Origin of the sequence: Ralstonia nicotianae, from assembly GCF_018243235.1 — a bacterium.
GTDB classification, from domain to species: domain Bacteria; phylum Pseudomonadota; class Gammaproteobacteria; order Burkholderiales; family Burkholderiaceae; genus Ralstonia; species Ralstonia nicotianae.
Window position 1 is genome coordinate 1908342 of the sequence record NZ_CP046675.1, and the last position, 17975, is coordinate 1926316.

General features: G+C 65.8%; 18 protein-coding genes. 8 read left to right on the forward strand and 10 right to left on the reverse strand.

Translation table 11 applies throughout. The features are described from left to right. Nucleotides 1–104: 104 nt before the first annotated feature. Nucleotides 105–380, reverse strand: a complete 276-nt coding sequence (locus tag GO999_RS24145; protein WP_011003739.1) for a CppA family protein — start codon at nucleotides 378–380, stop codon at nucleotides 105–107. 112 nt (nucleotides 381–492) lie between these two features. Here GO999_RS24145 and GO999_RS24150 point away from each other — a divergent pair, with 112 nt between their 5' ends. Next, nucleotides 493–657 carry an ATP-binding cassette domain-containing protein gene (locus GO999_RS24150; protein WP_011003740.1) on the forward strand — a complete coding sequence of 55 codons (165 nt, stop codon included), beginning with the start codon at nucleotides 493–495 and terminating at the stop codon, nucleotides 655–657. A gap of 183 nt (nucleotides 658–840) precedes the next feature. Here GO999_RS24150 and GO999_RS24155 read toward each other — a convergent pair whose 3' ends face one another. The 5 genes from GO999_RS24155 to GO999_RS24175 form a co-directional block, all read right to left on the reverse strand. Next, nucleotides 841–2040 carry an MFS transporter gene (locus tag GO999_RS24155; protein ID WP_211906981.1) on the reverse strand — a complete coding sequence of 400 codons (1200 nt, stop codon included), beginning with the start codon at nucleotides 2038–2040 and terminating at the stop codon, nucleotides 841–843. Nucleotides 2041–2067: 27 nt separating this feature from the next. Continuing rightward, the gene (locus GO999_RS24160; protein ID WP_211906982.1) at nucleotides 2068–3099 is read right to left on the reverse strand and encodes an alcohol dehydrogenase; all 1032 of its coding nucleotides are present in this window, start codon (nucleotides 3097–3099) and stop codon (nucleotides 2068–2070) included. 138 nt (nucleotides 3100–3237) lie between these two features. Then, nucleotides 3238–4374, reverse strand: a complete 1137-nt coding sequence (locus GO999_RS24165; protein ID WP_011003743.1) for a flavin monoamine oxidase family protein — start codon at nucleotides 4372–4374, stop codon at nucleotides 3238–3240. Further along, the gene (locus tag GO999_RS24170; RefSeq protein WP_211906983.1) at nucleotides 4368–5048 is read right to left on the reverse strand and encodes a cupin domain-containing protein; all 681 of its coding nucleotides are present in this window, start codon (nucleotides 5046–5048) and stop codon (nucleotides 4368–4370) included. The genes GO999_RS24165 and GO999_RS24170 overlap by 7 nt, the downstream gene beginning before the upstream one ends. 145 nt (nucleotides 5049–5193) lie before the next feature. Then, nucleotides 5194–5475, reverse strand: a complete 282-nt coding sequence (locus GO999_RS24175; RefSeq protein ID WP_011003745.1) for a hypothetical protein — start codon at nucleotides 5473–5475, stop codon at nucleotides 5194–5196. Between the two features lie 313 nt (nucleotides 5476–5788). Between GO999_RS24175 and gcvA the strand changes: the two genes are divergently transcribed. Next, nucleotides 5789–6703 (forward strand): transcriptional regulator GcvA, encoded by a 915-nt coding sequence (gcvA, locus tag GO999_RS24180; RefSeq protein ID WP_011003746.1) that lies wholly within the window; start codon nucleotides 5789–5791, stop codon nucleotides 6701–6703. A 386-nt stretch (nucleotides 6704–7089) separates the two neighbouring features. Here the strand turns inward: gcvA and GO999_RS24185 are convergent, their stop codons facing one another. Then, a complete protein-coding gene (locus tag GO999_RS24185) occupies nucleotides 7090–7746 on the reverse strand; it encodes a GntR family transcriptional regulator (protein WP_211906984.1) in 657 nt (218 codons plus the stop codon). Nucleotides 7747–7870: 124 nt separating this feature from the next. Here GO999_RS24185 and GO999_RS24190 point away from each other — a divergent pair, with 124 nt between their 5' ends. From GO999_RS24190 to GO999_RS24215, 6 genes are all read left to right on the forward strand, one after another. Further along, a complete protein-coding gene (locus tag GO999_RS24190; protein WP_211906985.1) occupies nucleotides 7871–9091 on the forward strand; it encodes an MFS transporter in 1221 nt (406 codons plus the stop codon). A 12-nt stretch (nucleotides 9092–9103) separates the two neighbouring features. Beyond that, nucleotides 9104–9697, forward strand: coding sequence for a cysteine hydrolase family protein (locus tag GO999_RS24195; RefSeq protein WP_011003750.1), 594 nt, complete (start codon nucleotides 9104–9106; stop codon nucleotides 9695–9697). Between the two features lie 587 nt (nucleotides 9698–10284). Continuing rightward, nucleotides 10285–11397, forward strand: a complete 1113-nt coding sequence (locus tag GO999_RS24200; RefSeq protein WP_158000579.1) for a citrate/2-methylcitrate synthase — start codon at nucleotides 10285–10287, stop codon at nucleotides 11395–11397. A gap of 184 nt (nucleotides 11398–11581) precedes the next feature. Continuing rightward, nucleotides 11582–12631, forward strand: a complete 1050-nt coding sequence (locus GO999_RS24205; RefSeq protein WP_019719297.1) for a cupin domain-containing protein — start codon at nucleotides 11582–11584, stop codon at nucleotides 12629–12631. 178 nt (nucleotides 12632–12809) lie between these two features. Then, the gene (locus GO999_RS24210; protein ID WP_019719296.1) at nucleotides 12810–14087 is read left to right on the forward strand and encodes a flavin-dependent oxidoreductase; all 1278 of its coding nucleotides are present in this window, start codon (nucleotides 12810–12812) and stop codon (nucleotides 14085–14087) included. 5 nt (nucleotides 14088–14092) lie between these two features. Then, a complete protein-coding gene (locus tag GO999_RS24215) occupies nucleotides 14093–14941 on the forward strand; it encodes a fumarylacetoacetate hydrolase family protein (RefSeq protein ID WP_029240485.1) in 849 nt (282 codons plus the stop codon). Nucleotides 14942–15025: 84 nt separating this feature from the next. Here the strand turns inward: GO999_RS24215 and GO999_RS24220 are convergent, their stop codons facing one another. From GO999_RS24220 to GO999_RS24230, 3 genes are all read right to left on the reverse strand, one after another. Beyond that, nucleotides 15026–15928, reverse strand: a complete 903-nt coding sequence (locus GO999_RS24220; RefSeq protein ID WP_019719294.1) for a LysR family transcriptional regulator — start codon at nucleotides 15926–15928, stop codon at nucleotides 15026–15028. 76 nt (nucleotides 15929–16004) lie between these two features. Then, nucleotides 16005–16907: a SphA family protein gene (locus GO999_RS24225; RefSeq protein WP_211906986.1), complete on the reverse strand. Its 903-nt coding sequence runs from the start codon at nucleotides 16905–16907 to the stop codon at nucleotides 16005–16007. Nucleotides 16908–17062: 155 nt separating this feature from the next. After that, entirely contained in the window at nucleotides 17063–17830 is a 768-nt protein-coding gene (locus tag GO999_RS24230; protein ID WP_165592095.1) for a coniferyl-alcohol dehydrogenase, read from the reverse strand. Between the last annotated feature and the right edge of the window lie 145 nt (nucleotides 17831–17975).

The following is a 17975-nucleotide window of genomic DNA, read 5'->3' on the forward strand; positions in this document are numbered from 1 at the left end:
CGCGCGCCGGCCGCGCAACGCCCGGCATCATCCCGGCACGAGATCAGGCGTGCGCCAACGACGCGATCCACGGCGCGCCGCCGTGCGTGCCGGTGGGGCAGGGATCAGGCTGGGGCATGCCCGCCGGTGCGGTGGCCGGCCAGGAGCGCACGGATGCTGGCAAGGTAAGCCTCGCCGACCGCCCGGTTGATGGCGCCCGATCCGCGCCTGCGCGGCGGCGGTGCCAGCCCCAGCGCGCGGCAGACAGCCGAGGCATAGGGCTTGTCGCGCCCCTGCATGCGCAGCACCACTTCGCTCAGGGCTTGCTCACCGAGGCGCTCGCGCAGCCACGCTACGGTCTGGCGGTCGTATTCGTTCTCGATGCGGATCAGGTCGTCCATGATGGCGATGACTGTATATACGTACACTGTAAATATATACAGGCATCCGCCTTTTTCAAGGGGAATGTGCGGTCCAGGACGCCATGAGCGGACTCGCGCAGCAAGGGATGCCATGTTCTGCGTGACGCACGACATGGGTTTCGCAAAGGCGGTAGCGGATCGCGTGATCTTGATGGCCCCGGGATCGGTTGTTGAGCAGAACTCACCGCAGGCGTTCTTCAGCAATCCGCGTGGTGAGCGCAGGCAGGACTTCTTGTCCGATATCCTCGGTCACTGACGCAGTCCCGCCTGGGCTGACTCGGGCGGGCTTGAGCGAACCGCGCGATACCGCCTCGTTTCAGCCCGAACGGCTCAACCGTCTGCCTGCATTCCGGTTGCGCGCGGGAGGTACGCTTCGGAGCGTTGCCCCTCCTGCTTCCAATGGCGCATTGGCGCGCATGTAGGGCGATGACATGGTTTCTCAGTCACTTGACGCCTGTTGGCCTGTTCGGGGTGTTTTCCTTAGCAGCCAAAAAGCGCTTGCTGCTGCGATCAGCACCGGAGGCAAGATCAGGCCGCACACCAGTGACCATCCGAAAGTGGTCAACAGGCCGCCCGATGCGAAAGAGCCAACGACCATGGCGCCGAACACCACAAAATCGTAAATCGACTGGACGCGAGGCCCTTCCGCCGGCGTATGGCAGGCCAGCACCATGGCGGATGCCCCCAGAAACCCGAAGTTCCATCCCAAACCGAGCAGCATCAGCGCGCCCCAGAAGTGGTCCACCGCAAGGCCGGTCATGCCCGTGATGGCTGCCAGCGCCGTCAAGGCTAGCCCGGCCAGACTGACGTTAGGCGCGCCAAAGCGGGAGATCAGGCGTCCGGTAAAAAAGCTTGGCGCGTACATGGCGACGACGTGTATCTCAATGCCATCGTTGGCCTGCGCACGCGAGATGCCGCACAACTCCATGGCGAGCGGCGCCGAGGTCATCATGAAGTTCATCATCATGTAGCTCACGACACCGCAAAGCATCGCCACAACGAAACGCGGCTGCCGAACGATGGCGGAACTCGGGCGCCCTTGTACGCGGGCCGAGATCGGGGGCTGGTGTTCGAACCGCACGCCGAGCAACACGATGGCCGAGAGGGCCGCCGCGCCAGCGGAGGCCAGGTAGGTGACCGCATACGCATGGGGCGGCCATCGATTCATGGTGGCTGTAACCAGCTGCGGCCCAAGCACGCCGGCTGCGATACCGCCAGCAAGCACCGTGGACATTGCCCGCGGGCGATCCTCCGGGGGCACGCACTCGGCGGCCGCGAAGCGGAACGTCAGCACGACCGCCGCATACGCGCCGCCAAACAACATGGCGACGCAGAATAGGTTGAACGACTGGATAACGAGCGCCAATGCCGCCAGAAGGCCGACGATCACGCCGCACGCGTTACCGAGCAGGGCGGCAATTTTCCGGCCGTAGCGCCGGGCCACTGCGCCGACTGGAAGCGTCGCAGCCGCCATTCCCACGACGAAGATCGAGACCGGTACGGTTGCCAGCGCCGGACTCGGGGCGAGCATATTGCCGATGATGGCACCGGTCGCGTAGACAACCGTTGAATTGGCGCCGGCCAGGGCTTGCGCGGCGGCCAAGCGCAGGACGTGACGATTGAATCTTGAGGTGGACATCAGGATGTTGGATTTCGAGCGTTGCCGTCAACCGGCGTTCATCGTCAGCACCATGCGGAACTTGACTTGCCCCGACATCATGCGCTGGTACGCTTCGTGAGCCTTCTCAAGCGGCATGGTTTCGATCAGCGGACGAACGTCTGTCAGGACGCTGAAGTCCAGAGCCTTCTCGGATTCAAAAGGCGAGCCAGTGAGGGTCCCCTGGACCATGCGTTCACCACCTACCAGGGCGCTGGGCATGACGGCCAGCGGCGCTTGTCCGACGCCAACGACAAGCAACCGTCCTTGAGGCGCGAGGGCCGACATGAGCGGGGCGGCCGCGGCGCTGTCCGTGATGGTGGTCAAGATCACCTGCGCCCCGCCCAATTCCCGCAGCCGGACCGCCGGATCCTCGATATGGGTGTCGATATAGATGTGCGCACCCAACGCGCGAACGTCGTTGACGATATCGGTACCTCGGCCTACGGCCACAACCCGAAAGCCCATCCTGCGCGCGTACTGGATGGCCATGTGCCCCAGGCCCCCAATGCCTTGGATGGCAACGAGATCGCCTGCTTGCGCGCCCGATTTCCTGAGCGCGTTGAAGGTGGCAATGCCGGCGCACAGAATGGGGGCTGCCGCTTCCGAGCTAAGTGTGTCGGGGATCGAGACCAGCCCTGCACTGCGGGCCAGCATCATTTCCGCATAGCCGCCGTCTTGTGTGCTCCCCACAATGGGCTGGTTCCTGCAGAGCTGGAATTGCCCGCGTCGGCACTGCTCGCATTCGCTGCAGTGTCCGCCCAGCCGGCCCACACCTACACGCTGGCCCACCCTCCAGATCGAAGCGGTACCGGGTCCGGTCGCCACGATGCGCCCGACGACTTCGTGGCCCGGAACGCGTGGGTACTGCAGCCCGGCCTCCCGTCCTTCAATGACACCTGCATCGGCACCGCAGATGCCGCATGCCTCCACCTGGATCAGGACCTCACCGATCGCTGGTGTCGGCGTATCCCGTTCAACCATTTCCAGCACGCCTGGCCTGGTCACCTGCATCGCTTTGTATGTCGTCTTCTCCGGCATACCCAATGTTCCCTTGCAACGAAAAACTTGACCCGATGGACGCCCGCATGGCGCCCATGGGCGAAGGCCCCCGCTTTCGCAGACGGACCGGCCTGAATTCCGCCGCGCTCCAGCCACATTGGCGCACGGCACGCCTCTTCAATGTGAAAGCGTTGCGAGCAGCTTCGCTACCCCGCGCTGCGCTGCATCCACCGCTCCTGCGACATAGCCGGAGAAGTCCGGCGACCACTCGCTTGCAATGCCTGTGAGTCGATCTCGCCAGACGCCGGAGGGGGCCTCGGACGGGAGCATTACGCCGTCGTGCAGCGCCGGGTTTTGATCGGCTGTCACTGCCGTGCATGGGTCGCTGGTCCAATCCTTCAGGAACTCCGCCTTGGGTGTTCCAGCGCGCTCGCCAAACAGCCGTACAAGCTGGGCGCGGCAATGAGAAAGCAGGATCGTCTCCGGCGTCCTGCTTCGCACCTGAGCGGGAACGCCCAGGAATCCAAAGAGCGCGGCGCCGCCTTCCCGCGCCGACGCGTCATGAATTTCGGCGAGTGGCCCCACGGAACTCCGCGCCTCACCCGAAAGCCTTTGCTCGCGCCAGAAGGGCTTGCTGAACACTGCCACGTACTTCGCATGCGGTGCCATCCACGTCCCGCAGTCTTGCCACCGCCGCATCGTGGTCTCCGGCAGCATCGGCGCGAACCCGATCGTGGTCGCCGCAAGGCGCGGCGGCACGGCGAGCAATACATGCCCGACGCGATGACACATCATCGAACCCAGCGCGTCATCGGCCTCCAGTTCGATGCAGTCTCCCAGGTGCCGCAGCCGCCGCACGCGATGGCCGCAGACCAGGCATTCCGTTGTCAGGCGATCGCGAATGGCATCGGTGAACGCCCCCATGCCGCCCACGAGCCGCAGGGCGGGCGGCGACGAGCGATCACCCTTCACTCGCGTGGGCGCGCTCGACCTTGAGCGTTCCAGCAGCATGTCACCGGTTTCGAACTGCTCGAATGTCTCCAGCCCAAGCGTTTCCACCACCTGCGCCAGGTCGGCATGCAGCGCTGGCCAGAGCCAGGTTGCACCGAGGTCGTAACGCTCGGTCGCTGCCGACGGTGCATGATGTTCGTCCGCACGTACGCCGGAGTCGGCCGACACGGACAGGATGCGTCCGCCAAATGTCTCGCGCGCCTCCAGCAGTACGTAGTCCTGGATGCCGTGCTGCTCAAGCAAAGCAGCCGCATACAGGCCGCTGAGGCCGCCGCCAATAATTGCAATGCGCGCTGTCAACATTCGGCACCCTCATTCGAGCGGCTGCCCATGAGGTGGCCCGTCTTGAGATACACCATGGCGCCGGCGCCACCCGAAACCAATGTCGGGCACTCGCCTGGCGGCAGCCGTATCCAGGCCCCGCGGTCATGCTGTTGCGTGCCTTCCTGCAGTGTGCCGTCCAGCACCAACAGCTCTGCGCCGCCAACAGGGGTGTCCAGGATTTGCACGCCTGCCGCGATGCGTTCGATGGACACATGCTCGGTGTGATCCGCGAAGAGCCGGCAGGTTTCGCGTCCTTCCCGAGCCACCCATCGCGATGGGTCGCGGGTATCGATGCGCACGGGTTCTTGCTCACGGCCAGACATCTGCCAGAGCTTGACAAACAGGAGCGCGCCTTCATCGCTGGACGGCTGGTGGGATGATCCAGGCGGGTTACGCAGATACCAGCCTGCCGGATAGCGGCGCGCACCTTCTATCAACGTGCCGGCGAGGACCAAGATCTCCTCGCCTCCCGGATGCTGGTGATGCGGAAAATGCGAAGCCGTGGCATATCGCACGATGCTGGTGGCGCGGGCCTTTTCTTTGCCGAGCCTGTCAAGCATCACGCGGTCCACGCCATCCTGCGGCGACGTGACCCAGTGGTACTGGTCTGGCGCGACAACCGCACGCTGAGAAAAATCGTGATTGACGAGCATGGCAATGGGGACACCGTGAGTAGACCGAGGGGGCACCGCGGCCGCCCGATCTCCCCGGCGCGGATCCGTGGCCGGTGAAATCATGGGGCCGTTGTCCTATCAAGTCGCTCCGGGTGTCTCGATCCGCGACTTGAAGTGAGCGGCATCAAGCGACCTGATAGACCCTGATGTCGGGCGTGTCGTCAAGCAGCGGCGAGAGGCTGCGGACCACATCAGCGTTGAACAGCGCGCTATTTAGATAGGCCTGCGCGTTTTCCTTGGAGTCGAAGCCATGCAGTACCTGTACGTCCTCGTCGCGCACCAGCAACGACTTCGATTTCGCACCGGTGATTGTGTCGAGGAACGCGGCCTTGTACTTCTGGTAGACCTCAGCGGCCGCGGCGCGGTTAGCGACGACGATCTTCAGGGTGATTTGCAAATAGACCATGGGTTGGCTCCTATGTAGAAAAGATCAGGCTTGGCGACCAGCCATCACGTTGCCGTCGACAATTGGCCGTTATGCCCAGGTCGATGGAATGTGTTGCAGGCGGGTGCCTTTGCGACGGCGATGCCTCGTGTGGCCGTGTTGACTTTAGCGGGAAGAAAAACTATTTAACGATACTTAAGAAGGGGCGAGTGTGGGGGCGCGCAGTTCGGGCGTTTTTCCATGTCTATGCCAGGAATAAGCCTATTGTTCGACGGATCACGCTCTGTCGCAAATGAGATATTCTGTTTGTCATTGAAAGAAAATCTTTCTTGATGTGAAATCGCCCATCTACTTGAATGCACTGCGCGCGTTCGAGGCAAGTGCTCGGCATCAGAGCTTTTCCGCCGCGGCCGCAGAACTCAACGTGACCCCCGCGGCAGTTGGCCAACTTGTGCGCAGCCTGGAGGCATCGCTTGGCACCCCGCTGTTTCATCGAGGCAGCGGTGGACGGGTTCGGCTTGTCGCCACGGAGGTCGCGCAGCGGGCGCTGCCCGACATACGCGCGGGGTTCGATCGATTGAGCCTCGGCCTGGAACGACTCAAAGAGGCATCGGCAAGCGGTGTGTTGACAGTGACGGTCAGCCCCGCCTTTGCGGCCAAGTGGCTGTTGCCGCGAATCGATCGGTTTCAGGCGGCATGGCCAGACACGGATGTCCGGCTCGATACCAGTCTCAGGCTGGTCGATTTCGTCGTCCAGGGGATCGACATTGGTGTGCGGTATGGCGCCGGGAGCTGGCCTGGCCTGGTGGTGGAAAAGCTCATGGACGAGGAGATCTACCCTGTCTGTTCCCCGGAGCTATTGCGCCGGAAACGGCGATTGCGCAGTCCGGCCGATCTTGCCGGTGAAACGCTGATTCATGATCTGTCGGTGGATCGTCACGAGGGCTTCGCGTCCTGGGATGCGTGGCTCGAGAAAGCGGGCGTGACGACGGTCACAACCAAACGTGGCATGCGGATCAACAACTCCGCCGCGGTGTTGCAAGCGGCGATCGACGGACACGGAGTGGCATTGGCCCGTAGCGTCATGGCTCGCGACGATCTCGTGGCTGGACGGCTCGTTCGTCTCTTTCCGGAGGTCGAGTTCACGTCGGCGCTTGCCTATTACGTGGTGTATCGAGCGGAATGTGCCAGCTTGCCGAGGCTGGTTGCTTTCCGAGACTGGCTGGTCAGCGAAGCCGCCGCCGGATAGGCCGGTCATCTTCGCGCTGATCGCCTCGGAATGCATGCCTGTGAGCGTGCCGATGCCGCTTACCGCTGAACTCCATGTGCGCGAAGGCGTCGCAGGCTACTGCATCGCAGGCTTTCCCGGCACGATGCGCATTGGCGGAGGCTCGAAGACGGGCATGTACGTACCCTGACGGTCAGGCTGCTGCCATCGCCATGACCGCGCTGGCCCTGGTCGCTTTCCGGCGGCTGGATTGCCGTGGTTTTCGTGTTGCTTGGCCGCTGAGGGCTGCTGGTGACGGCGCCCTCCCAAGAGGCTGGCGGTTATCCGCCCGCATGGAAGGTTCCGAAGGCGCGAACACGTGCTGGATGACGAACACCGGTGCCCGTGGCAAGCCCTGGGGCGTGCAATCAACTCCGTTCAACCATGATCCCGCGAGCCCGCAGGCTGCGGCGTCCCTCGGTCAGGATCTTCATCAGCCGATCGCGGCTATCGCGGAGATGCTGGCTGACGAGTGCGGATGCCTTGGCGGCGTCGCCTTCGCGCAAGGCCGCGAGCACCGCGCGATGCTCGTCCCAGCCCTGATGCTCGGGCGTGGTGCCCAGCCAGCGGGCGCGAGACAGGCGCGTCATGGCGTCGGCAACGCCACGGGCGATGAAGTCATTGGCCGCCAGCGCCGCCAGTTGAACGTGGAATTCCGTGCCGAGCTGGTGCGCTTCGCGTGTTGACGTGCCCGGCCTGCAGGCTTCAAGCGCGGCCTCCAGCCGGTCCAGCGCTTCGATGTTTGCGTGCTTCGCGGCAAGCTGGATTGCAGCCACTTCCAGGACCTCGCGATAGACGAAGAGCTGCTCGATCTCCTGAATGTCGAGCGGCGTCACCATCCAGCCGCGGCCTTCGCGGCAGATCAGGCCGTCCGTCTCCAGGCGCAACAACGCAGCCCGGACCGGCGTCCGCGAGGCGCCCAACTGGGCTTCGGCCCAGCGTTCCGTCAGGCGCTCGCCGGGGCCGATCTCCATGTTGAGGATCATTTCCCGAAGGCGGGTTTCCACGTTTTGCGCTTGTGTCATGGGCAGATAGGGGCGGTTGGGACCGTTCGACGTGTCTCGGATTCAACGAGGGTTGTTTGACAGCAACCTTCGTGGATTGTTATTGTATCCCACTTTGGGATACCAAAGTGGGGGCCCCTTTCCCATGACACCGGGTAGTGATGAGCCCTGGCGGCGCAACCTTGCCGTTTGCCTGTTCGGCTCCTTTTCGACGGTCCTGGCGATGACGCTGATGCTGCCGTTTCTGCCGATCTATGTGGAGCAACTCGGCGTGATCGGCCATGCGGCCATCGTCCAATGGTCTGGCGTCGCGTTTGGGGCGACCTTCGTCACCGCGGGGCTCACTGCGCCGCTATGGGGGCATCTGGGCGACCGCTACGGCCGGAAGCCGATGCTGCTGAGGGCGAGTCTCGGGATGGCGATCGTGGTGTCGCTGATGGGGCTCGCGACGAACATCTGGCAACTGGTGGCGCTGCGCTTATTGGCCGGTCTGGCGGGCGGGTACGCGTCGGGGGCCACGATCCTCGTCGCGGTGCAAACGCCGAAAGCGCGGTCGGGCTGGGCGCTCGGGGTGCTCGCTTCCGGTGTGATGGCCGGCAATCTGGTGGGGCCGCTCGTCGGCGGCGCATTGCCCCCGATGATCGGCATGCGCGCCACCTTCTGGTGTGCCGGTGGACTGATCTTCGTCTCGTTCCTCGCGACGGCGTGGTTGGTCCGCGAAGCGCAGAAACTGCCGGAGGCGGTGCGGACCGTTGCCTCTTGGGCGCAGGTTCCGAACAAGCGCGCCGTCATCGCGATGCTGCTGGCCGGGCTGATTCTGATGGTCGCCAATATGTCCATCGAGCCCATCATCACCGTCTATGTGCAACGCCTCGTCAGCGATCCGCGGAAGGTCACGTTCGTGGCGGGTCTGGTCATGTCGGCCGCGGCGCTGGGCAGCGTGCTTTCCGCTTCGCAGCTCGGCAAGCTCGCGGACCGGATCGGCCATTCCACCGTGATCATCACCGCGCTGGCTTCGGCCGGGCTGCTGCTCATCCCGCAGGCGTTGGTCACGGCAAGCTGGCAGCTCATCGGCTTGCGCTTCGCCATGGGCCTCGCGCTGGGCGGTCTGTTGCCCTGCATCGCCGCAGTCCTGCGTCACAACGTACCCGACCCGCTCGTCGGCAAGGTGATGGGCTATGCGCTGTCATTCCAGTTCGCGGGGCAGGTTGTGGGGCCCTTGGCCGGTGGCTTTGTCGGCGGTCACGCCGGTATGCGTGCCGTGTTCTTTATGACTGGCGGGCTGTTGCTGCTTGGCGCTTTTTTTATCTGGCGGATCGTGGGCTTCGCGCCGGGCCGGTCACGTATTCGCGCTTCCCGTCTTTGATGGAGCTTGTCGATGTCTGAGCCGTTTCAACTGAACCCAGCCAAATCAGCCTTGCTGGTGATGGATTACCAGAACGTGTTGCTGGAGCACTTTGTTTCGGAGGATCAGCGTGCCGGCGTGCTCGCCAACACCGCACGGATGATCGAGGCCGCGCGTGCGGCCCAGATGCCGGTCGTCTACGTGATGGTGGCATTCAGGCAAGGCTACCCGGAAGTCAGCGAACGGAACCGGCTGTTTTCGCGGGTCAAGCAAAGCGGTGCGTTCGGGTGCGGTCAGGTGGAAACCGCCATCCATCCCGCCGTCGCGCCGCTGGACAACGAACCCGTCGTCATCAAGCACCGCATCGGCGCGTTTACCGGGACAGCGCTGGAAACGCTGCTGCGCTCGAACGGCATCGAAACGCTCGTACTTGCCGGCGTCACGACCGCCGGCGTCGTGCTGTCGACCGTCAGGCAGGCGCTCGACCTGGACTACCGTGTCGTGGTGGCAAGAGACTGCTGCGCCGATCCGGACCACGACGTGCACCACGTGCTGCTCGACAAGGTGATCGCGCAGCATGCGGAGGTCGTGTCTGCGCAGCGGGTCGTCGACGCTTTGCCGGCGTAGACCCGCGCCCCTTCCGTGACGCCACGGACGGCAGGGTGGGCGCCCCGCTGATTCGCACACGGTTCCAGGGCGGCCATGCTCCCGATATCATTTCGGGCATCGCGGCAGCCAAGTCACGCTGCAGCGCCGCGGCCATCGTGAACCGGCCGGCAGTGCCCGTGGCCATGGCATGGCGGCCATCCGCCGGGCGGCGCCAGCGGGATCGCCCGATCGGCGGCGCACGGCAGCGTCCCCCGGTATTCCGGCGGGCTCGTGTCCGAAACAGGCGAGCCCGCGGACAAGATGATTGCCGTTGGGAAGCATGACTTCCGTGATGGCCTTGATGTTTCACTTGCCTACCACCCAAGCATCCGACACCCAGACTGATGAAGCCAGCACATCGAAAGGACGCCAATGGCACAACCCTGGCGGCGGCCCCGGGAAGCCGGGACGAGCCGCCCGGCGAGCTCATCGATGCCAGGACGGCGATGGCGATGCTGGCCGTCAAGCCGCAAACGCTTTACGCCTATGTGAGCCGGGGATTGATCCGCGCGGTCAGTGCGCAGCCGGGCAGCAAGGGCAGCCTGTACTACCGCCAGGATGTGGAGGTGCTGCAGCTGCGCGGACGCAAGGATCGTCCCCGCGTGCAAACGGCCCAGAGCGCGCTGCGCATCGGCGGCGAGCCGGTGCTCAAGAGCGGCATCACGGCCATCACGGACGAGGGGCCATGCTATCGCGGCGTCAAGGCGACGGATCTGGCGCGCAGCGGCCGCCCGTTCGAGGATTGCATCGAACTGCTCTGGAGCGGTGTGCTGCCTGCACGATCCCTCCGCTGGCAGGCCCAATCGCTGCCGCCGGCATTCGATGGCTTTCTCGATTCGATTGCCGCGGCCGCGGCTGTCAGCAATACGCGGCGGCTGTTCTCGTTGAGTATCGAAGCGTTGGCGATATGCCGGGGCGCGAACGCCGAACTCAGCGCTGGCGCCTCGGTGCTCGCGGCGCGGCAGCTCATGCAGGTGCTGGCGTCGATGCTCGGCTTCTTGCGGGAGCGCCCCCGCTTCGAGCCCGCCAGCGAACACGCTTCGCTTGCCGAATGGCTGTGCGGCAGCCTCGACCTGGAGGCCAGCGCCGCGAACGTGCAGATGCTGAACGCCGCGCTGATCATTTGCGCCGATCACGAACTGGCGCCTTCCACGTTCGTTGCCCGCATTGCCGCATCAGCGGGTGCCGACCTCTATTCCTGCGTGAGTTCGGCGCTCGGCGCGTTCGAGGGGATCTTCACCGGCCTGGGCTGCGATCTCGCCGAGGACATGCTCCGCCGTTGCCCGACGCCCGCGAAGTACGTGGAAAGCCTGAGGGAGATCATGCTGACCCGGCAGCCGCTGCCCGGCTACAACCATGCCATCTATCCCGATGGCGATCCGCGCGCCGCGGTGCTGCTCAACCTGCTGCATGCGCGTGCCCAGAAAGACAAGCGGGCGGAGATCGTGCTGGCCTCGATCCGTGCCGCGCGCGCCAGGCTCAAGGTGATGCCGAGCCTCAACGTGGGATTGGCCGGCGTGACGGTGGCGCTGGGGTTGCCGGCGCGCACGGCGGGCGCGCTGATGGCGCTTGCGCGCACGGCCGGATGGATCGCCCATGTCTTCGAGCAGCGCCTCGCCGGGTTTCTCGTGCGGCCGCGCGTGGAGTACGTCGGGGCCATCACCGCTGCGCCCCGGTGACGCCTCGCGCAAGAAGGCGCGCGAAGCTAGCGTGATCCACGGGAGGCATCGGCCGGCCCGGTGCCGGGCATGACGCCGACCGTGTTCCGATGGTGAAACGCCGGGTTGCAAAAGCGCTGCGCTGCGTCTGCCGGCCGCGTTCTAGTATGGGGCCTCAAGAACGACTCGGGACAGGCATTCAACCATGCAGGAAGCGACTTCTTTCTCTCCCCGGCAGTCCGATGATCGCGATCTGGTCGCGGCGCTGGAGCGCGTCAATGTGCAGCCGCTCTGGGACCGGTTCAAGACCCTGATGACGCGCGAGCCGGCGGCGCCGGATGCGCCGTTCCTCTGGCCCTGGAAGTCCATGCTGCCGATGATCGACCGGGCCTCGGCCGAGGTCCGGATGGAGGATGCGGAACGGCGGGTGCTGCTGCTGGTCAATCCGGCGTTCGGCGGCAAGGTGAAAACCACCACCAACCTCAATGCCGCGCTGCAGATTCTGGGGCCGCACGAGCATGCGCATGAGCATCGGCACCGGCTGTCGGCCATCCGACTGATTCTCGAAGGCAACACCGCCACGACCACCGTGAACGGCGAGCATGTTCCGATGAGCCGGGGCGATCTGATCCTGACGCCCGCCATGTGCTGGCACGGCCATGTCAACCACGGCGAGGACCGCATGGTCTGGCTCGATGGGCTCGATCTGCCGCTCGCGCTGTTCGACCTGGGCGTTGTCTCGTTCGAGCCGGGGGCGGCCAATGAGGCTGCCGCCTCGCCGCCGGCTTCGCTTGCCGGCGGCGCATTCGCGCAGGCCGGCATGTCGCCCCAAGGGGTGCTTCCCCAGGGCGGCGCGACGTTCCCGCTGCTGCGCTACCCCTGGGAATCCATGTGCCGGACCTTCGAGAGCATGCCGGCAGCGGCCGACGGCTCCAAGACCGTGCGATACACCCATCCCGTCGCCGGCGGCGCCGTGATGCCGACGATCGACTGCTATGCGCTCGAGCTGTCCGGGAATGCCCAGACCGTCGCGCGCAGGACCACGCACAACGCCATCGTCGCCGTGCTGGAAGGGGAGGGCACCTCTCGGATCGGGTCGACGGAGATCCGCTGGCAGCCGAACGATGTCTTCACCATTCCGCACTGGAACTGGGCGTCGCACCGCGCTGAAGGCGGCAACGCACGGCTCTTCATGATGACCGATCGCGAGGTGCTGGCCCGCCTGGGCTATCTCGTGGAAGAAGCGTGGGCATGACCGCCGCGTGACGGGCGAGATGGCGGCGGCGCGCGGCTGCCGCGCCACGCGATCAGTGGGGCCCCGTGCCCAACGGGGACACGGTGCTTCGTGCCGTGGCCGGGTGAGGCGTGGCCTCGTGCCCGATTCCGTTGACCAATAAAAATGATTCAGGGCTGGATGCCCAGGAGACATCGTCATGAATACCAGGAACGTCGCCAAGCCGGAGGTGGTGGTGATCGGTGCAGGCATCGGTGGCCTTGCGCTGGCATTGGCCCTCCATGAGGTCGGGGTGCCTTGCCGGATCATCGAGTCGGCGCCGGAGATCAAGCCGCTGGGCGTGGGGATCAACCTGCTGCCGCACGCGATGGCGGCGCTGGACCGGCTGGGCGTGGTCCAGGATCTGGAGCGCAAGGCCGTGCCGACGCGCGAGGTGTGCTTCTACACGCGCCGCGGGCAACTGGTCGACAGGGAGCTGCGCGGTCGCTTTGCCGGCTATCCCTTGCCGCAGCTGTCCATTCACCGGGCCGATCTCCATGAGGTGCTGCTCGATGCGGTGCGGGCGCGGCTCGGCCCCGACGCTGTCGAACTCGGGCGCCGGTGCACCGGGGTCACCCAGGATGGCCGGTGGGTGGAGGTGCATGTCCAGGATGCCAGGAAGGATCCGCTCCCGGCGATTCGCGGCGACATTGCCGTCGCCTGCGACGGGGTTCATTCGGTGGTGCGCAAGCAGATGCACCCGGTCGAGGCCGTGCCCCGCTACGAGGGCACGACACAGTACCGGGGCACGACACGCTGGCAGCCCTTCCTGAGCGGCGCCAGCATGGTGTACCTCGGGACCGAGAAGACCGGCAAGCTGGTCCTCTACCCGGTTCGCGACAACGTCGATGCGCAGGGGCGCCAGTTGCTCAACTGGGTGGTGGAGATCGAGCGGCCCGATGCATTGCTGTTGCGGGACTGGAATCGTCCCGCCCGCGTCGAAGACTTCATCGGCAGCTTCGAGGCCTGCGCTTTCGATTGGCTGGACATTCCCGCCGTCATGCGCGCCGCCGATTCGATCTACGAATATCCCATGGTCGACCAGGAGCCTTTGCCGTTCTGGTCCGAAGGGCGCGTGACGCTGCTGGGCGATGCCGCGCATCCCATGATGCCGCGCGGCTCCAACGGTGCGGCACAGGCGATCATCGATGCGCTCACGCTGGCCGACCAGCTCGCCGCGCACGACGACCCGGAACGCGCATTGAAGGCGTATGAGGACAAGCGCCTTGACGTCACCGGCAAGATCGTGCTCGCCAATCGCGAGATCTCGCCCGACGCCATCCTGCGCCTGGTCGAGGCGCGCACGGGCGGCCAACCCTTCGACCGCATCGAGGACGTGCTGTCGGCCGGGGAATTCGAACAGTGGCAGGCCCGCTATCGCGAGGTGGCGGGGTTCGACCGGGCGCAGGTCCAGCCCGGGTCAGCCGGGACAAGGTGACGGCCATGAACATCTGCTGGTTTGACGACAGCCGGCTGGGCCTGGTTGTCGGCAGCGAAGTGTGCGACGTCACGCGCGCGCTGGAGGTGCTTCCCCCGCCGCGGTATCCGGCCCCCCTGGGCGACACGCTGGTGGCCCATCTCGATGCCGTGCGGGCCGAGATCGGACGGCTGAAGGACAGCGCGCGGCGCTGTCCGCTGGCGCAGGTGCGCCTGCTCAGCCCGGTGGCGCGACCGTCGAAGATCATCGGGGTCCCCGTGAACTACGCCGATCACGTCCGCGAGGCCCGGAACGCCGCCGCGACGTTCAAGCAGTACGCAGGGGGCATCGAAGAACAGGGCCTGTTCCTGAAAGCGACGAGTTCGCTGGTCGGTTGCGGCGAGGGGGTCCAGGTCCACTTTCCGCAACGCCCGACCCATCACGAGATCGAGCTGGCCGTCGTGATCGGCAAAGCGGGCAAGGCGATTCCGAAGGCCATGGCGCTGTCGCATGTGGCGGGCTATGCGATCGGCCTGGACATGACGGTCCGTGGCGGCGAAGACCGGTCATTCCGCAAGTCGATCGACACCTACTCGGTGCTGGGGCCCTGGCTGACCACGGCCGACGATGTCGCGGACCCGCAGAATCTGGCGCTCGGCCTGAGCGTCAATGGGCAGCCGCGTCAGCAGTCGAACACGCGCCACATGATCATGGACATCGCCCAGCAGATCGCGTGGGCATCGACCTTCTATACGCTGGTGCCCGGTGACGTCATCATGACGGGCACCTGCGACGGCGTAGGACCGGTCGGGGCGGGTGACCTCATGCTGGCGACCATTGAGGGTCTCGGGAGCATGAGCGTCGAGGTCCGGTGAACGGCTGATGCACCGCGCGGCGAGGACGCCGGCGCTCGCTGCGCCGACGGCAAGCCTTGCCGCGATGCGTGCCCCGGCGCCGCCTCAGGCGAGCTGGGGCGGGATCTCTTCCTCCAGGAAGGCCAGGAAGGCCCGGGACTTGGCGGACAGGCTGCGCCGGTTCGGATACATCGCGTAGATTTCCGTGCTGCGCGTCGAGTGCCATTGCGGCAGCACCGTTTCGAGCCGGCCGCATGCCACCTCTTTCTTCAGAAGCCACAGGGGCAGCAGCGATATGCCGAGGCCGGCGGCGGCCGCGTCGCAGCGCATGATCGGGTCATTGGCGTCGAAACGGCGGGCCACTTCGACTTCCACGCGCTCATCGCCATGCGTGAAGATCCAGTGGTGGTGCTCGGCGCCGTTGAAGACGTCGATGATGGCATGGCGCGACAGGTCTTCGGGGCGCCGTACCCGGGCGTGGGCCTTCAGGTAGCCGGGGCTCGCGCATGCCGCGAAGTTCACGATGCCCAGCGGCTTGGCCACCAGTGACGTGTCGGCCAGCGGCCCGAGCCGAACGACCAGGTCGAAGTTTTCTTCGCTGGGATCGACCCGCCGATTGGTGAGCTCGACCTCGACGTGCAGCTGAGGGTGGCGGGCCAGGAACCTGGGCAGGACCGGCGACAGCAGCGAGCGGCCGAACGTCAGCGGCGTGGCGATCCGGAGCTGGCCGCTCATGGCGGTTTGCGTGGCGCCGATGGCTGCCTTCGCTTCTTCGATCTCTTCGACGACCCGCTGGCCATGGCGTGCGATCCGCTCACCGGCCTCGGTCAGCCGCATGCCCCGGGACGAGCGCTCGAACAGCCGCGAGCCCAGGGCATCCTCCAGCCGCGTCAGGCTGCGGCTGATGGTCGCCTTCGGGATGGAAAGCAGGCGCGCCGCACGACTGATGCTATTGAGCCGCACAACCTTCGCGAAGAGTACGAGGAGCTTGGGATCAAGATCGTTCATGGGGCGGTCCGCAATGCAATGGAACGGAAAGAAAAATTCTACCGGTTTCCGTTCCACGGAACAGGCCGGCCGCGCCTCAGAAGGGCAGGACGGCCTTGATGACCAGCCCTTCGCCCTGCGCGCGGTTGCGGACCCCGAATTCCTTCTGGTATTTGGCCGTCACGAACCATTTGCCCCCGTCGAACCGGATGGACGGCCCCAGCGCTACGGCGCGCCCCCGGTGACCGGAGAGGGTGTTGCCGTCTTGCCGGTCGTCGGTCGTCTGCTGGTAGACGTACCCGCCGGCGCCGAGGGTCCAGCCGTTGCCGAGTCCCCAGCCGAGGGCGAAATCGGCGTGCAGCTCCTGGCCGGAGCGATAGCCGGTTGCCGCGTTGCGCCCATTGAAGTCGTACATGACCTTCAGGTCCGCATTGAATCCCGAGGGCTGGAGATAGCTGATGCCGAACACCGGCTCGGCGCTCCAGTAATTGCGGCCGATGTTGGCCAGGCGATTCTGGTCGTACTGGCCGGTCGGCGCAAAGACATCGAGCGCAACGATGGCGTGGAGCCGCGGCGAGAGGTGATAGGCCAGGCCCGCGCCGAAGGTCATGTCGCCCAGCCCCTGGCGGGAATCCGCCTTGCCGGCCAGGCTGACGTCGAGGCTCACCAGCGGCGCGATGACGTGGAACACGGGCTGTCCGCCCAGCAGCGTATTCGGCGTGACCACGACCAGCCGGGGCGTGATGCCCGAGGCGCGCAGACGGAAGCCGACCGGGACCCGGTCGCCACTGTTGTCGCGAAGCTGGTCGGCTTCCATGTGCAAGCTATACAGCAGCAGGTAGGTGCCCGGCGGCGGCGCGGCGGCCATCGTGAAGTTCTCGATGCCGTTCGGATACAGGCTGCCGCCGCCTTCCGTGGCGTGCGCGGAGACTGCCGCCGATAGGGCGGCCAGCGTGGCCAGGGCGGCAGGCAGGGGCCGGCCGCGTTTGGGTTGGGACATGGGGGACGCCTCCTGTGATCGGCCCGGTTGCCCGAGGCTCTTATTCATGGCGAATGCATCGCTGGGCGCATCTCCGGATGCGCTTGCCGCTTTCGTCGATCGCTCCCGCGGCGGCACGGCAGCCGTGGCGCTGCCGTGCCGATCCGATGGCGGTGTCAGACGTAGGTCGAGGCCAGGCCGCCGTCGACGGGAAGGTTGACGCCGGTCACGCCTCGCGCCGCGTCGCTGCACAGGAACGCCACCACCGAGGCGATCTCATCGCTGAACGCCGGACGCTTGGTGCGCCAGGCTTCTTTTTTTACGTGTTCGGCGCCCAGCATCTCGACGAAGTCCCCGAGGCGCGGGGTGAAGACGGGGCCGGGAGCCACGCAGTTCATGCGGATGCCCCGCGCCAGGAAGATCTTCTGGGACTGCGTAAGGGTCCAGACGATCAGGGCCTCTTTGAAGTACTGGTAGCCGGTGGCTTGTGGAACCGGGTTCGCCGCCAGCCATGCGAGTCCCGCCGCGAAGTCCGGCGTCTCGGCCAGCGCCCGATGCTGGGCAATCCGCTCGGGCCACTGCCTGCCGAGGGCGGACGAGATGTTGACGATGCTGCCGCCGGCGGGCATGCGTTCGATGAGCTGGAGCGTCAGGTGGCGCAGCCCGAGATAGTTGACGCGCGCGACGGTGTCCTGTGGCGCGGTGCCCGGCACGCCCGCGATGTTGGCCAGCGCGTCGATGTGTCCGGGCAGTTGGCGGACGGCGTCGTCGATGGTGGCCTCCTGGGACAGATCGGCCTTGACGAAGCCGTCGAGCGACTGGGCCGGGTCATTGCGGTCTACGCCGATCACGCGCGCGCCTTGAAGGCGCAGCAGCTTGGCGGTGTCGGCACCGATGCCGGAGCTGACGCCGGTGACGACGATGGTTTTGCCGTGGAAGGTCATGGCAGTGCTCTCCTCAGTGATGAAGTGGAAGACATGCAGGGCGGGTGCGGCGCCGGTGGTCGCGGGCAACGTGCGGGCCGCATCGCCGGCTGCGGTTGTGGTGGCAGGCCGGATACCGTGGCGTCCCCGCGCTGCAAGGCGGGGA

What these genes read in the sequence shown, in the direction of transcription:
- GO999_RS24170 (WP_211906983.1), bottom strand. Translation starts at nt 5,048, where the DNA reads ATGCTCGTCAATCACGATTTTTCTCAGCGTGCGGTTGTCGCGCCAGAC.
- GO999_RS24165 (WP_011003743.1), bottom strand. Translation starts at nt 4,374, where the DNA reads ATGTTGACAGCGCGCATTGCAATTATTGGCGGCGGCCTCAGCGGCCTG.
- GO999_RS24230 (WP_165592095.1), bottom strand. Translation starts at nt 17,830, where the DNA reads ATGACCTTCCACGGCAAAACCATCGTCGTCACCGGCGTCAGCTCCGGC.
- GO999_RS24195 (WP_011003750.1), top strand. Translation starts at nt 9,104, where the DNA reads ATGTCTGAGCCGTTTCAACTGAACCCAGCCAAATCAGCCTTGCTGGTG.
- GO999_RS24150 (WP_011003740.1), top strand. Translation starts at nt 493, where the DNA reads ATGTTCTGCGTGACGCACGACATGGGTTTCGCAAAGGCGGTAGCGGAT.
- GO999_RS24205 (WP_019719297.1), top strand. Translation starts at nt 11,582, where the DNA reads ATGCAGGAAGCGACTTCTTTCTCTCCCCGGCAGTCCGATGATCGCGAT.
- GO999_RS24225 (WP_211906986.1), bottom strand. Translation starts at nt 16,907, where the DNA reads ATGTCCCAACCCAAACGCGGCCGGCCCCTGCCTGCCGCCCTGGCCACG.
- GO999_RS24215 (WP_029240485.1), top strand. Translation starts at nt 14,093, where the DNA reads ATGAACATCTGCTGGTTTGACGACAGCCGGCTGGGCCTGGTTGTCGGC.
- GO999_RS24145 (WP_011003739.1), bottom strand. Translation starts at nt 380, where the DNA reads ATGGACGACCTGATCCGCATCGAGAACGAATACGACCGCCAGACCGTA.
- GO999_RS24185 (WP_211906984.1), bottom strand. Translation starts at nt 7,746, where the DNA reads ATGACACAAGCGCAAAACGTGGAAACCCGCCTTCGGGAAATGATCCTC.
- GO999_RS24160 (WP_211906982.1), bottom strand. Translation starts at nt 3,099, where the DNA reads ATGCCGGAGAAGACGACATACAAAGCGATGCAGGTGACCAGGCCAGGC.
- GO999_RS24175 (WP_011003745.1), bottom strand. Translation starts at nt 5,475, where the DNA reads ATGGTCTATTTGCAAATCACCCTGAAGATCGTCGTCGCTAACCGCGCC.
- GO999_RS24190 (WP_211906985.1), top strand. Translation starts at nt 7,871, where the DNA reads ATGACACCGGGTAGTGATGAGCCCTGGCGGCGCAACCTTGCCGTTTGC.
- GO999_RS24210 (WP_019719296.1), top strand. Translation starts at nt 12,810, where the DNA reads ATGAATACCAGGAACGTCGCCAAGCCGGAGGTGGTGGTGATCGGTGCA.
- GO999_RS24220 (WP_019719294.1), bottom strand. Translation starts at nt 15,928, where the DNA reads ATGAACGATCTTGATCCCAAGCTCCTCGTACTCTTCGCGAAGGTTGTG.
- GO999_RS24155 (WP_211906981.1), bottom strand. Translation starts at nt 2,040, where the DNA reads ATGTCCACCTCAAGATTCAATCGTCACGTCCTGCGCTTGGCCGCCGCG.